This window comes from Streptomyces sp. NPDC104367, from assembly GCF_055583825.1.
The window spans coordinates 355571-368191 of sequence record NZ_JBVJND010000006.1; the positions used below are offsets into that span (position 1 = coordinate 355571).

Annotated in this window: 12 protein-coding genes; all 12 read left to right on the forward strand. The window is 70.7% G+C overall.

Annotated features, from left to right (window positions below; genetic code table 11):
- The first annotated feature begins 17 nt into the window (after positions 1–17).
- The 12 genes from ACZ619_RS12250 to ACZ619_RS12305 all read left to right on the forward strand — a co-directional run bounded on the left by ACZ619_RS12250 (position 18) and on the right by ACZ619_RS12305 (position 12463).
- The gene (locus ACZ619_RS12250; RefSeq protein ID WP_469597466.1) at positions 18–560 is read left to right on the forward strand and encodes a hypothetical protein; all 543 of its coding nucleotides are present in this window, start codon (positions 18–20) and stop codon (positions 558–560) included.
- Between the two features lie 164 nt (positions 561–724).
- The gene (gene pdxS, locus ACZ619_RS12255; RefSeq protein ID WP_242771298.1) at positions 725–1573 is read left to right on the forward strand and encodes a pyridoxal 5'-phosphate synthase lyase subunit PdxS; all 849 of its coding nucleotides are present in this window, start codon (positions 725–727) and stop codon (positions 1571–1573) included.
- Positions 1573–2175 (forward strand): pyridoxal 5'-phosphate synthase glutaminase subunit PdxT, encoded by a 603-nt coding sequence (gene pdxT, locus ACZ619_RS12260; RefSeq protein ID WP_469597469.1) that lies wholly within the window; start codon positions 1573–1575, stop codon positions 2173–2175. The genes pdxS and pdxT overlap by 1 nt, the downstream gene beginning before the upstream one ends.
- Before the next feature lie 52 nt (positions 2176–2227).
- The gene (locus tag ACZ619_RS12265; protein WP_469597472.1) at positions 2228–2980 is read left to right on the forward strand and encodes a YebC/PmpR family DNA-binding transcriptional regulator; all 753 of its coding nucleotides are present in this window, start codon (positions 2228–2230) and stop codon (positions 2978–2980) included.
- 125 nt (positions 2981–3105) lie between these two features.
- Positions 3106–3645: a crossover junction endodeoxyribonuclease RuvC gene (gene ruvC, locus ACZ619_RS12270; RefSeq protein ID WP_469597475.1), complete on the forward strand. Its 540-nt coding sequence runs from the start codon at positions 3106–3108 to the stop codon at positions 3643–3645.
- Positions 3642–4247, forward strand: a complete 606-nt coding sequence (ruvA, locus tag ACZ619_RS12275) for a Holliday junction branch migration protein RuvA (protein ID WP_469597477.1) — start codon at positions 3642–3644, stop codon at positions 4245–4247. Before ruvC ends, ruvA begins: the two co-directional genes overlap by 4 nt.
- 27 nt (positions 4248–4274) lie before the next feature.
- Positions 4275–5345, forward strand: coding sequence for a Holliday junction branch migration DNA helicase RuvB (gene ruvB / locus ACZ619_RS12280; RefSeq protein ID WP_469597479.1), 1071 nt, complete (start codon positions 4275–4277; stop codon positions 5343–5345).
- A 229-nt stretch (positions 5346–5574) separates the two neighbouring features.
- Positions 5575–6114: a preprotein translocase subunit YajC gene (gene yajC, locus ACZ619_RS12285; RefSeq protein ID WP_469597481.1), complete on the forward strand. Its 540-nt coding sequence runs from the start codon at positions 5575–5577 to the stop codon at positions 6112–6114.
- A gap of 141 nt (positions 6115–6255) precedes the next feature.
- Positions 6256–8037: a protein translocase subunit SecD gene (gene secD, locus ACZ619_RS12290; RefSeq protein ID WP_469597483.1), complete on the forward strand. Its 1782-nt coding sequence runs from the start codon at positions 6256–6258 to the stop codon at positions 8035–8037.
- A 3-nt stretch (positions 8038–8040) separates the two neighbouring features.
- Positions 8041–9165 (forward strand): protein translocase subunit SecF, encoded by a 1125-nt coding sequence (gene secF / locus ACZ619_RS12295; RefSeq protein ID WP_469597485.1) that lies wholly within the window; start codon positions 8041–8043, stop codon positions 9163–9165.
- Positions 9162–9701 (forward strand): adenine phosphoribosyltransferase, encoded by a 540-nt coding sequence (locus ACZ619_RS12300; RefSeq protein ID WP_469597487.1) that lies wholly within the window; start codon positions 9162–9164, stop codon positions 9699–9701. Before secF ends, ACZ619_RS12300 begins: the two co-directional genes overlap by 4 nt.
- A gap of 230 nt (positions 9702–9931) precedes the next feature.
- Positions 9932–12463 carry a RelA/SpoT family protein gene (locus ACZ619_RS12305; RefSeq protein WP_469597490.1) on the forward strand — a complete coding sequence of 844 codons (2532 nt, stop codon included), beginning with the start codon at positions 9932–9934 and terminating at the stop codon, positions 12461–12463.
- Positions 12464–12621 lie beyond the last annotated feature (158 nt).

Genomic DNA, 12621 nt, shown 5'->3' on the forward strand with positions numbered 1-12621 from the left:
CCTATAGCGTTCCGCCCGTGACCGCAACGCTCGTCTGGATTCTTGCCGCCCTCGTGGTGATCGGCCTCTATCTCAGCTGGACCGCCGGGCGGCTCGACCGGCTGCACTCCCGTATCGACGCCGCTCGCGCGGCCCTCGACGCCCAGTTGCTGCGGCGCGCCTCCGTGGCTCAGGAGCTGGCGACCTCGGGGGTGCTGGATCCCGCCGCCTCGATGGTGCTCTACGAGGCCGCGCACGCCGCCCGGCAGGCCGAGGAGGACCAGCGGGAGGTGGCCGAGAGCGAGCTGAGCCAGGCGCTGCGCGCGGTCTTCGAGGACCCGCGCCAGGTCGAGGAGGTCCGCGAGGCGCCCGGCGGCGAGGCCGCCGCCGGCGAGCTGGCCGAGGCCGTGCGCCGGGTCCCGATGGCCCGCCGCTTCCACAACGACGCCGTCGGCGCGGCCCGCCGCCTGCGCGAGCACCGCAAGGTCCGCTGGTTCCGGCTGGCCGGCCACGCGGCCTTCCCGATGGCCTTCGAGATGGACGACGAACCGCCCGCCGCGCTGGCCGAACGCGCGGCCTGACCGGCAAAACGATCCACCGGCTTCCCATTGGCCCTTGCTGTGGACTGGTCCGCTCACGTTTCCTCGGTGTGCGCAGAACCCCCCTTTTCCACCGAGTGAGGTCACCCGTGTCCACCACCGACAACCAGGCCCCCGAGACCGGCACCGCCCGAGTGAAGCGCGGCATGGCCGAGCAGCTCAAGGGCGGCGTGATCATGGACGTCGTCACACCGGAGCAGGCGAAGATCGCCGAGGACGCGGGCGCCGTCGCCGTCATGGCCCTGGAGCGGGTCCCCGCCGACATCCGCAAGGACGGCGGAGTGGCCCGGATGTCCGACCCGGACATGATCGAGGGCATCATCGACGCCGTCTCCATCCCGGTCATGGCCAAGTCCCGCATCGGCCACTTCGTCGAGGCGCAGGTCCTCCAGTCCCTCGGCGTCGACTACATCGACGAGTCCGAGGTCCTCACCCCGGCCGACGAGGTCAACCACTCCGACAAGTGGGCGTTCACCACCCCCTTCGTCTGCGGTGCCACCAACCTGGGCGAGGCCCTGCGGCGCATCGCCGAGGGCGCGGCCATGATCCGCTCCAAGGGCGAGGCCGGCACCGGCAACGTCGTCGAGGCCGTCCGCCACCTGCGCCAGATCAAGGGCGAGATCGCCAAGCTGCGCGGCTGCGACAACAACGAGATCTACGCCGCCGCCAAGGAGCTGCGCGCCCCGTTCGAGCTGGTCAAGGAGGTCGCCGAGCTGGGCAAGCTCCCGGTGGTGCTGTTCTCCGCCGGTGGCGTCGCCACCCCGGCCGACGCGGCCCTGATGCGCCAGCTCGGTGCCGAGGGCGTCTTCGTCGGCTCCGGCATCTTCAAGTCCGGCGACCCGGCCAAGCGCGCCGCCGCCATCGTCAAGGCGACCACCTTCTACGACGACCCGAAGATCATCGCGGACGCCTCCCGCAACCTCGGCGAGGCCATGGTCGGCATCAACTGCGACACCCTCCCCGAGGCCGAGCGTTACGCGAACCGGGGCTGGTGATGACCACTCCCGTGGTCGGAGTGCTCGCACTCCAGGGCGACGTACGGGAGCACCTGATCGCCCTGGCCGCGGCCGACGCCGTGGCCAGGCCGGTCCGGCGCCCCGAGGAACTCGCCGAGGTGGACGGCCTGGTCATCCCCGGCGGCGAGTCCACGACCATCTCCAAGCTGGCCGTCCTGTTCGGCGTGATGGAGCCCCTCCGCGCGCGCGTGCGGGCCGGAATGCCCGTGTACGGCACCTGCGCCGGCATGATCATGCTCGCCGACAAGATCCTCGATCCGCGCTCGGGCCAGGAGACCGTCGGCGGCATCGACATGATCGTGCGCCGCAACGCGTTCGGACGGCAGAACGAGTCCTTCGAGGCGGCGGTCGACGTACGCGGCGTCGACGGCGATCCTGTAGAGGGCGTCTTCATCCGCGCCCCCTGGGTCGAGTCCGTGGGTGCCGGCGTCGAGGTGCTCGCCGAGCACGGCGGCCACATCGTCGCGGTCCGCCAGGGCAACGCGCTCGCCACGTCGTTCCACCCGGAACTGACCGGCGACCACCGTGTGCACTCCCTGTTCGTCGACATGGTGCACGCGAACCGGGCGACGCAGTCCTAGTAGGATCTCTGGGGTTCGTTGTTTGGATGGGTTACGCGAAGGAGACAGGCAGATGTCCGGCCACTCTAAATGGGCTACGACGAAGCACAAGAAGGCCGTGATCGACGCCAAGCGCGGCAAGCTCTTCGCGAAGCTGATCAAGAACATCGAGGTCGCGGCCCGCATGGGCGGCGTCGACATCGAGGGCAACCCGACGCTCTACGACGCCATCCAGAAGGCGAAGAAGCAGTCGGTCCCCAACAAGAACATCGACTCCGCGGTCAAGCGCGGCGGCGGCCTCGAGGCCGGCGGCGCCGACTACGAGACGATCATGTACGAAGGCTACGGCCCGAACGGTGTCGCGGTGCTCATCGAGTGCCTCACCGACAACCGCAACCGCGCCGCCTCCGACGTGCGCGTCGCCATGACCCGCAACGGCGGCTCGATGGCCGACCCGGGCTCGGTGTCGTACCTCTTCAACCGCAAGGGCGTCGTGATCGTCCCCAAGGGCGAGCTGTCCGAGGACGACGTCCTGGGCGCCGTCCTGGACGCGGGCGCCGAGGAGGTCAACGACCTGGGCGAGTCCTTCGAGGTGCTCAGCGAGGCCACCGACATGGTCGCCGTCCGCACCGCCCTCCAGGACGCCGGGATCGACTACGACTCCGCCGAGGCCAACTTCGTCCCGACCATGCAGATCGAGCTGGACGAGGAGGGCGCCAAGAAGATCTTCAAGCTGATCGACGCCCTCGAGGACAGCGACGACGTGCAGAACGTCTTCGCCAACTTCGACGTCAGCGACGAGGTCATGGAGAAGGTCGACGCGTAACGCCGCCGCGGACTGAACGGACCGAACGGGCCGACGGGACACACCCGTCGGCCCGTCGTCATGTCGGCCGTTGTCGGTGGCAGCCGCTAGCCTGCACAAACAGGTGGTCGAAGGGAGGGGGCGCGGTGCGCGTACTCGGGGTGGACCCCGGTCTCACGCGGTGTGGTGTCGGGGTGGTCGAGGGGGTCGCCGGGCGGCCGCTCACCATGGTCGGCGTGGGGGTCGTCCGCACGCCCGTGGACGCCGAGCTCGGTGACCGCCTCGTCGCCATCGAGCAGGGCATCGAGCGGTGGCTGGACGAGCACCGGCCCGAATGCGTCGCCGTGGAGCGCGTGTTCAGCCAGCACAACGTCCGTACGGTCATGGGCACCGCCCAGGCCAGCGCCGTCGCCATGCTGTGCGCCGCCCGCCGGGGCCTGCCCGTCGCCCTGCACACCCCCAGCGAGGTCAAGGCCGCCGTCACCGGATCCGGCCGCGCCGACAAGGCCCAGGTCGGCGCCATGGTCACCCGGCTGCTCCGGCTCAGCGCCCCGCCCAAGCCCGCCGACGCGGCCGACGCCCTCGCGCTCGCCATCTGCCACATCTGGCGGGCCCCCGCCCAGAACCGACTCCAGCAGGCCGTCACCCTGCACGCAGCCAACGCAACGAAAGGCCGTACGGCATGATCGCCTTCGTCAGCGGCCCGGTCGCCGCCCTCGCCCCGGACTCCGCGGTCGTCGAGGTCGGAGGGATCGGCATCGCCGTCCAGTGCTCGCCCGGCACCCTGTCCGCCCTGCGCCTGGGCCAGCCTGCCAAGCTCGCCACCTCCCTGGTCGTCCGGGAGGACTCCCTCACCCTGTACGGCTTCGCGGACGACGACGAGCGCCAGGTCTTCGAGCTGCTCCAGACCGCGAGCGGCGTCGGCCCGCGCCTCGCCCAGGCCATGCTCGCCGTGCACAGCCCCGACGCGCTGCGCCGCGCGGTCGCCACCGGTGACGAGAAAGCGCTCGTCGCCGTCCCCGGCATCGGCAAGAAAGGCGCGCAGAAACTGCTCCTGGAGCTGAAGGACCGGCTCGGCGCGCCCGTCGGCGCGCCCGTCGTCGGCGCACCGGTCAGCCAGGGCTGGCGCGACCAGCTGCACGCCGCCCTGATCGGCCTCGGCTACGCGACCCGGGAGGCCGAGGAGGCCGTCACCGCCGTGGCACCGCAGGCCGAGGCCGCCGGGGGCACGCCCCAGGTCGGCCCGCTGCTCAGGGCCGCCCTGCAGACCCTCAACCGCGCCCGCTGACCCCACCACCGCTGAGGCACATCACTTATGAACTGGGACGACACGACCGACACCGGCGCCGACACGGAGCGGCTGGTGGGCGCCGTCGCCGACGGTGAGGACCAGGCCGTCGAGGCCGCGCTGCGCCCCAAGGACCTGGGCGAGTTCATCGGCCAGGAGAAGGTCCGCGAGCAGCTCGACCTGGTCCTGCGCGCCGCACGCGCGCGGGGCGCCACCGCCGACCACGTGCTGCTCTCCGGCGCCCCCGGCCTGGGCAAGACCACCCTCTCCATGATCATCGCCGCCGAGATGGGCGCCCCCATCCGCATCACCTCGGGCCCCGCCATCCAGCACGCCGGCGACCTCGCCGCGATCCTCTCCTCCCTCCAGGAGGGCGAGGTCCTCTTCCTCGACGAGATCCACCGCATGTCGCGGCCCGCCGAGGAGATGCTGTACATGGCGATGGAGGACTTCCGCGTCGACGTCATCGTCGGCAAGGGCCCGGGCGCCACCGCGATCCCGCTGGAGCTGCCGCCGTTCACCCTGGTCGGCGCGACCACGCGCGCGGGGCTGCTGCCGCCGCCGCTGCGCGACCGCTTCGGCTTCACCGCGCACATGGAGTTCTACGAGCCCACCGAGCTGAAGCGGGTCGTCCACCGCTCGGCCGGCCTGCTCGACGTCGAGATCGACCCGGCCGGCGCCGCCGAGATCGCCGGCCGCTCGCGCGGCACGCCCCGTATCGCCAACCGGCTGCTGCGCCGCGTCCGCGACTACGCGCAGGTCAAGGCCGACGGGGTGATCACCCGCGAGATCGCGCACGCCGCCCTCGCCGTCTACGAGGTGGACGAGCGCGGCCTCGACCGGCTCGACCGCGCCGTGCTGGAGGCCCTGCTGAAGCTGTTCGGCGGCGGCCCGGTCGGCCTGTCGACGCTCGCGGTCGCGGTGGGGGAGGAACGTGAGACGGTGGAGGAGGTGGCCGAACCCTTCCTGGTCCGCGAGGGACTGCTCGCCCGCACCCCGCGCGGCCGGGTCGCGACCCCCCGAGCCTGGGCGCACCTGGGACTCACCGCACCGCAGGGAACGACGGGAACCGGCCAGCAGGACCTGTTCGGAGCGTGACGGCCCGGCCACCGGGCACGGCTCGGCCGCCGGGTACGGCCCGGCGGACGTGATCTCTTCGTGACGGCGGGGCATTGGCGGGGTGAGGAACCCTGGTGCCATGCTGAGCGTTGTTCCATGCGCGCGGACTCGCTTAGACTCCGCCGATGCCGCCTTTGCGGGCGGCGCGACCACACCCCCATCATCCAGGCCGCTCACCGCCGCGGCTGCGCGAAGGAAATTCCGTCCCGTGAATAGCTTGCCTCTTCTCGTGTTCATCGTCCTCATCGCGGCCATGTTCCTGATGACGCGCTCCACCAAGAAGCGTCAGCAGCAGGCCAACCAGATGCGGAACGAGATCCAGCCCGGCAACGGGGTCCGCACCATCGGGGGCATGTACGCGACGGTCAAGGAGGTCTCCGAGGACACCGTCCTCCTCGACGCCGGTCCGGGTGTCGAGCTCCTCTTCGCGAAGAACGCGATCGGTTCCGTGCTCACCGACGACGAGTACAACCGCATCGTGCACGGCATCGAGCACGACCTGAAGTCCGAGACCGACGCCGTCCCGGACGACGCCTCCTCCCTCACCGAGACCGACGACGAGTCCGCCGACGCTGCCGCCGCCACCGACGACAAGGCCGTCGACCTCGGTAAGAAGGACGCCGCCGACGAGAAGTCCGAGGACGCCGAGGACAAGGCCGACAAGGCCGAGGAAGCCGAGGAGGCGACCACCGAGGCGAAGGCCGACGAAGAGCCGAAGAAGACCGACGGCGACTCCGGCGCGAAGTAGTCGCGACCCGGGGAGCGGAGCGCGCGTCACGCGCGTGTGCCGCGCCCCGGGCACGTCTGTTTCTCGCACGGGTTCCCGACACCATGTCATGGCCGACCTCGCCGACCAGGGGCGCGGCGGCCCGAGAGGGAGTACGAGAAGGTGGCAGCACCTAAGAGGGGCCGGAGCGCGAGCGCCCAGAGCAAGCCGGGGCGCTCGCTGGCCCTGATCCTGATCGCCATCGTGGCGCTGACCGGGGGGATGTTCGCCTCGGGGCACACCACCCCGCGTCTCGGCATCGACCTCGCCGGCGGTACCAGCATCACGCTGCAGGCGAAGGCCGACCAAGGGTCCGCGATCAACCAGGCCAACATGAACACCGCGGTCGAGATCATGAACCGCCGTGTCAACGGCCTCGGTGTCTCCGAGGCGGAGGTGCAGACCCAGGGGACGAGCAACATCATCGTCAACATCCCCAAGGGCACCAACTCCGAGGAGGCCCGCCAGCAGGTCGGCACCACCGCGAAGCTGTACTTCCGCCCGGTCCTGGCCAGCGAGGCCAGCGCCGCCGCCACGTCGACCGCCTCCCCGAGCGCGTCCTCCAGCGGCAGCTCCAGCGCCTCGCCGTCCGCGTCGAGCAGCGCGTCGGCGTCCGAGAAGGCGACCGGGACCTCCTCCGCCTCGCCGTCGTCCTCCGCCACCTCGCAGGGCCGCGCCGTCACCGACGCCCTCAAGGCCGACTCCACGTCGTCCGCCTCGGCGTCCGCGTCCGCCTCGGCGAGCCCCTCCTCCGCCGCCTCCGCTTCGGCCAGCGCCTCCGCCGCGGCCACGAAGCTGGAGGCCGAGTACACCGCGCTGGACTGCTCCAAGGCCGCGCAGCGCGCCAAGGCCGGCAAGAACGCCAAGCCGACCGACTCCACCGTGGCCTGCGGCCAGATCTCCGGTGTCTGGTACAAGTACGCGCTCGGCCCGGCCGCCGTCGACGGCACCGAGGTCAAGAAGGCCCAGGCCGTCTACGACACGCAGAACGCCTCCGGCTGGCAGGTCCAGATGAACTTCAACTCCGCCGGAGGCAAGAAGTTCGCCGACATCACCGCCGACCTGGCCAAGAACTCCCAGCCGCAGAACGAGTTCGGCATCGTCCTCGACGGCGAGGTCGTCTCCAGCCCGTACGTGAGCCAGTCCATCACCGGCGGCCAGGCGGAGATCTCCGGCAGCTTCACCCAGGAAGAGGCCCAGAGCCTCGCCAACATGCTGTCGTACGGCGCGCTCCCGCTGTCCTTCAAGGAGCAGAGCGTCACCACCGTGACCGCCGCGCTCGGCGGTGAGCAGCTGCACGCCGGTCTGCTGGCCGGTGCCATCGGCCTCGCGCTCGTCATCATCTACCTGGTGGTCTACTACCGCGGTCTGTCGCTGGTCGCGATCGCCTCGCTGCTGGTCTCCGCGATCCTCACCTATGTGCTCATGGCCCTGCTCGGCCCGGCCATCGGCTTCGCGCTGAACCTGCCGGCCGTCTGCGGCGCGATCGTGGCGATCGGTATCACAGCGGACTCGTTCATCGTGTTCTTCGAACGCATCCGGGACGAGATCCGCGAGGGCCGCACGCTGCGCCCGGCCGTCGAGCGGGCCTGGCCGCGCGCCCGGCGCACCATCCTGGTCTCCGACTTCGTGTCGTTCCTGGCCGCCGCCGTGCTCTTCGTCGTGACCGTCGGCAAGGTCCAGGGCTTCGCGTTCACCCTCGGTCTGACCACGGTGCTGGACGTCGTCGTCGTCTTCTTCTTCACCAAGCCGCTGATGACGATCCTCGCGCGCCGTAAGTTCTTCGCGAGCGGCCACAAGTGGTCCGGGCTCGACCCGAAGGGCCTGGGCGCCAAGCCCCCGCTGCGCCGCACCCGCCGTCCCGCCGGTCCCGTCGCCGGCCCTGTCGACCCGAAGGAAGCGTGAGCGATGTCGAAACTCGGCAGCCTCGGCGCCCGACTCCACCGCGGCGAGATCAGCTACGACTTCGTCGGCAAGCGCAAGATCTGGTACGGCGTCTCCATCCTGATCACCATCACGGCCATCGTCGGCCTGGCGGTGCGCGGCCTGAACATGGGCATCGACTTCCAGGGCGGCGCCGTCTTCACCACCCCGAAGACGAGCATCTCGGTCTCCCAGGCCGAGGAGTACGCGAAGGAGGCCGCCGGCCACGACGCGGTCGTGCAGAAGCTCGGCACCGGCGGCCTGCGCATCCAGATCGCGGGCATGGACACCGCGAAGTCGGACGCCACCAAGGCCGCGCTGGCCAAGGACATGAAGATGGACACGGAGTCCATCAACGCCGACCTGGTCGGTCCCAGCTGGGGTGACCAGATCGCCAACAAGGCCTGGGAAGGCCTCGCGATCTTCATGGTCCTCGTGGTGATCTACCTGGCGATCGCCTTCGAGTGGCGGATGGCCGTGGCGGCGCTGATCGCGCTGATCCACGACATCACCATCACCACCGGTGTCTACGCCCTGGTCGGCTTCGAGGTCACGCCCGGCACGATCATCGGTCTGCTGACGATCCTCGGTTACTCGCTCTACGACACGGTCGTCGTCTTCGACAGCCTCAAGGAGCAGACGAAGGACATCACCAAGCAGACCCGGTTCACCTACAGCGACATCGCCAACCAGTCGATCAACGGCACCCTGGTCCGTTCGATCAACACCACGGTCGTCGCGCTGCTGCCGGTCGCGGGCCTGCTGTTCATCGGCGGCGGCTTCCTCGGCGCCGGCACGCTCAACGACATCTCGCTGTCGCTGTTCGTCGGCCTCGCCGCCGGTGCCTACTCCTCGATCTTCATCGCCACGCCGCTGGTCGCCGACCTCAAGGAGGCCGAGCCCCAGATGAAGGCGCTGAGGAAGCGCGTCCTCGCCAAGCGGGCCCAGGCCGCCGCCGAGGAGGAGCTCGCCGAGTCCCGGGGCGATGCCCTGGACGACCCGGACGACCCGGACGACCCGGACGACGCGGCCCCGGCCGTCGTGGGCCCCCGCAACCAGCCCGCGTCCCGCACGCGGGGCCGCGGCCGTCCCTCGGGCAAGCGCCGGTGACCGGCGTCGAGGAGCTGCTCCTCAGCCGCATCCGGGACGTCGAGGACTACCCGGAGCAGGGCGTGATGTTCAAGGACATCACCCCGCTGCTCGCCGACCCGGCCGCGTTCACCGCGCTCACCGACGCGCTGGCCCGGATCGCCGCCGACACCGGCGCCACCAAGATCGTCGGCCTGGAGGCCCGGGGCTTCATCCTGGGCGCCCCGGTCGCCGTCCGCGCCGGCCTCGGCTTCATCCCGGTCCGCAAGGCGGGCAAGCTCCCCGGAGCGACCCTGCGCCAGGCCTACGACCTGGAGTACGGCTCGGCCGAGATCGAGGTGCACGCCGAGGACCTCGGCAAGGACGACCGGATCCTGATCGTCGACGACGTGCTCGCCACCGGCGGCACCGCCGAGGCCTCGATCCGGCTGATCCACCGCGCCGGCGCCGAGGTCGCGGGCGTCGCGGTCCTGATGGAGCTGGGCTTCCTCGGCGGCCGGGCCCGTCTCGACGCGGCCCTGGCCGGGGCGCCGCTGGAGGCCCTCCTCCAGATCTGAGCACCGTACGAGCACCGCATCGGCCGCCCCTCGTGGGGCGGCCGATCGCGTTCTCCGGGGGCCGCCGCGGCAACCCCCGGGACACCCCGCCGGAATCCCACGGCAGCCTCCCGTGTTTCTCCCGTATACGGTCCTCCGTCCGGCCTGCAGGCGATGACATGGCCCAGGATCGCTACCATGGGTGCTCCGGAACCTGACCGGGGGACCCGGATCGCGCACGAGGAGCCCTCTTGCCAGACGAGGCCCAGCCACTGACCGCCGCCAAGCCCGAGCCCGCCTCGGCGCCCGCGGCGAAGCCCGCGCCGCCCGCGGTCACCGCGAGCGCGAAGAACGACAGCCGTGGGCCGGTCGAGCACGCCCAGTCCGCGCCCGCCGAGAAGTCGGCGGAGACCGCGCGTCCCAAACCGGTCCCGCCCGAGCGCCCCGCGCCCCGCCCGGCCACCGGCCAGCCCGCACGGTCCGGCTCCTCCAACCGCGTCCGGGCCCGCCTCGCCCGGCTCGGTGTCCAGCGCGCGAACCCGTACAACCCGGTCCTGGAGCCGCTGCTGCGCATAGTCCGCAGCAACGACCCCAAGATCGAGAACGCCACCCTGCGCCAGATCGAGCGCGCCTACCAGGTCGCCGAGCGCTGGCACCGCGGCCAGAAGCGCAAGAGCGGCGACCCGTACATCACACACCCGCTCGCGGTTACCACGATCCTGGCCGAGCTGGGCATGGACCCGGCGACCCTGATGGCCGGGCTGCTGCACGACACCGTCGAGGACACCGAGTACGGCCTGGAGGACCTGCGCCGCGACTTCGGCGACGTGGTCGCGCTGCTCGTCGACGGCGTGACCAAGCTGGACAAGGTCAAGTTCGGCGAGGCCGCGCAGGCCGAGACCGTGCGCAAGATGGTCGTCGCCATGGCCAAGGACCCGCGCGTCCTGGTCATCAAGCTCGCCGACCGCCTGCACAACATGCGCACCATGCGTTATCTCAAGCGCGAGAAGCAGGAGAAGAAGGCGCGCGAGACCCTGGAGATCTACGCGCCGCTCGCCCACCGGCTGGGCATGAACACCATCAAGTGGGAGCTGGAGGACCTCGCGTTCGCGATCCTCTACCCCAAGATGTACGACGAGATCGTGCGGCTGGTCGCCGAGCGCGCCCCCAAGCGCGACGAGTACCTGGCCATAGTGACCGACGAGGTCCAGTCCGACCTGCGCGCCGCCCGCATCAAGGCGACCGTCACCGGCCGGCCCAAGCACTACTACAGCGTCTACCAGAAGATGATCGTCCGCGGCCGGGACTTCGCGGAGATCTACGACCTGGTGGGCATCCGCGTCCTGGTGGACACCGTCCGGGACTGCTACGCGGCCCTGGGCACCGTCCACGCGCGCTGGAACCCGGTTCCGGGGCGCTTCAAGGACTACATCGCGATGCCCAAGTTCAACATGTACCAGTCGCTGCACACGACGGTCATCGGACCCAACGGCAAGCCCGTCGAACTCCAGATCCGCACGTTCGACATGCACCGCCGGGCCGAGTACGGCATCGCCGCGCACTGGAAGTACAAGCAGGAGGCCGTCGCCGGCGCCTCCAAGGTGCGTACCGACGTGCCCAAGGCCGGCAAGGGCAAGGACGACCACCTCAACGACATGGCGTGGCTGCGCCAGCTGCTGGACTGGCAGAAGGAGACCGAGGACCCCAGCGAGTTCCTGGAGTCCCTGCGCTTCGACCTGTCCCGCAACGAGGTCTTCGTCTTCACGCCCAAGGGCGACGTCATAGCGCTCCCGGCCGGTGCCACCCCCGTCGACTTCGCGTACGCGGTGCACACGGAGGTCGGCCACCGGACGATAGGGGCGAGGGTCAACGGCCGTCTCGTCCCGCTCGAATCGACGCTGGACAACGGCGACCTGGTGGAGGTCTTCACCTCCAAGGCCACCGGCGCCGGACCGTCCCGGGACTGGCTCGGCTTCGTCAAGTCACCGCGCGCCCGCAACAAGATCCGCGCCTGGTTCTCCAAGGAGCGCCGGGACGAGGCGATCGAGCAGGGCAAGGACGCCATCGTCCGCGCGATGCGCAAGCAGAACCTGCCGATCCAGCGCATCCTCACCGGCGACTCCCTGGTCACCCTCGCCCACGAGATGCGCTACCCGGACATCTCCTCGCTGTACGCGGCGATCGGCGAGGGCCATGTGGCCGCGCAGAACGTCGTGCAGAAGCTGGTGCAGGCCCTCGGCGGCGAGGAGGCGGCCACCGAGGAGATCGACGAGGCGGTCCCGCCGAGCCGCGGCCGCCGCAGCAAGCGGCGCAGCAACCAGGACCCCGGTGTGGTCGTCAAGGGCGTCGACGACGTCTGGGTCAAGCTGGCCCGCTGCTGCACGCCCGTGCCCGGCGACCCGATCATCGGCTTCGTCACCCGCGGCAGCGGCGTATCGGTTCACCGCAGCGACTGCGTCAACATCGAGTCGCTGTCCCGTGAGCCCGAGCGCATCCTCGACGTCGAGTGGGCGCCCACCCAGTCCTCGGTCTTCCTGGTCGCCATCCAGGTCGAGGCGCTGGACCGCTCCCGGCTCCTGTCGGACGTCACCCGGGTCCTGTCCGACCAGCACGTCAACATCCTCTCCGCGGCCGTCCAGACCTCCCGCGACCGGGTGGCCACCTCCCGCTTCACCTTCGAGATGGGCGACCCCAAGCACCTGGGCCACGTCCTGAAGGCCGTACGGGGCGTGGAGGGCGTGTACGACGTCTACCGCGTGACTTCGGCGCGCAACCGGTCGTAGCCCGCGCAGGCGGCCGGTGAGCGGCCGCCGGGCGGACGACGGGAGGGGCCCCGTACACCGTGTGATGCTGTTGGCGAATTCGGAGCCGTGCGTGACGTCGGCCTTCGAGACCTGGTTGTGGTCTTGAAGGCCGACGTTGTCGTATGGGGTGGGTGCGG

What these genes read in the sequence shown, in the direction of transcription:
- pdxS (WP_242771298.1), top strand. Translation starts at nt 725, where the DNA reads ATGGCCGAGCAGCTCAAGGGCGGCGTGATCATGGACGTCGTCACACCG.
- pdxT (WP_469597469.1), top strand. Translation starts at nt 1,573, where the DNA reads ATGACCACTCCCGTGGTCGGAGTGCTCGCACTCCAGGGCGACGTACGG.
- ACZ619_RS12265 (WP_469597472.1), top strand. Translation starts at nt 2,228, where the DNA reads ATGTCCGGCCACTCTAAATGGGCTACGACGAAGCACAAGAAGGCCGTG.
- ruvA (WP_469597477.1), top strand. Translation starts at nt 3,642, where the DNA reads ATGATCGCCTTCGTCAGCGGCCCGGTCGCCGCCCTCGCCCCGGACTCC.
- ruvB (WP_469597479.1), top strand. Translation starts at nt 4,275, where the DNA reads ATGAACTGGGACGACACGACCGACACCGGCGCCGACACGGAGCGGCTG.
- secF (WP_469597485.1), top strand. Translation starts at nt 8,041, where the DNA reads ATGTCGAAACTCGGCAGCCTCGGCGCCCGACTCCACCGCGGCGAGATC.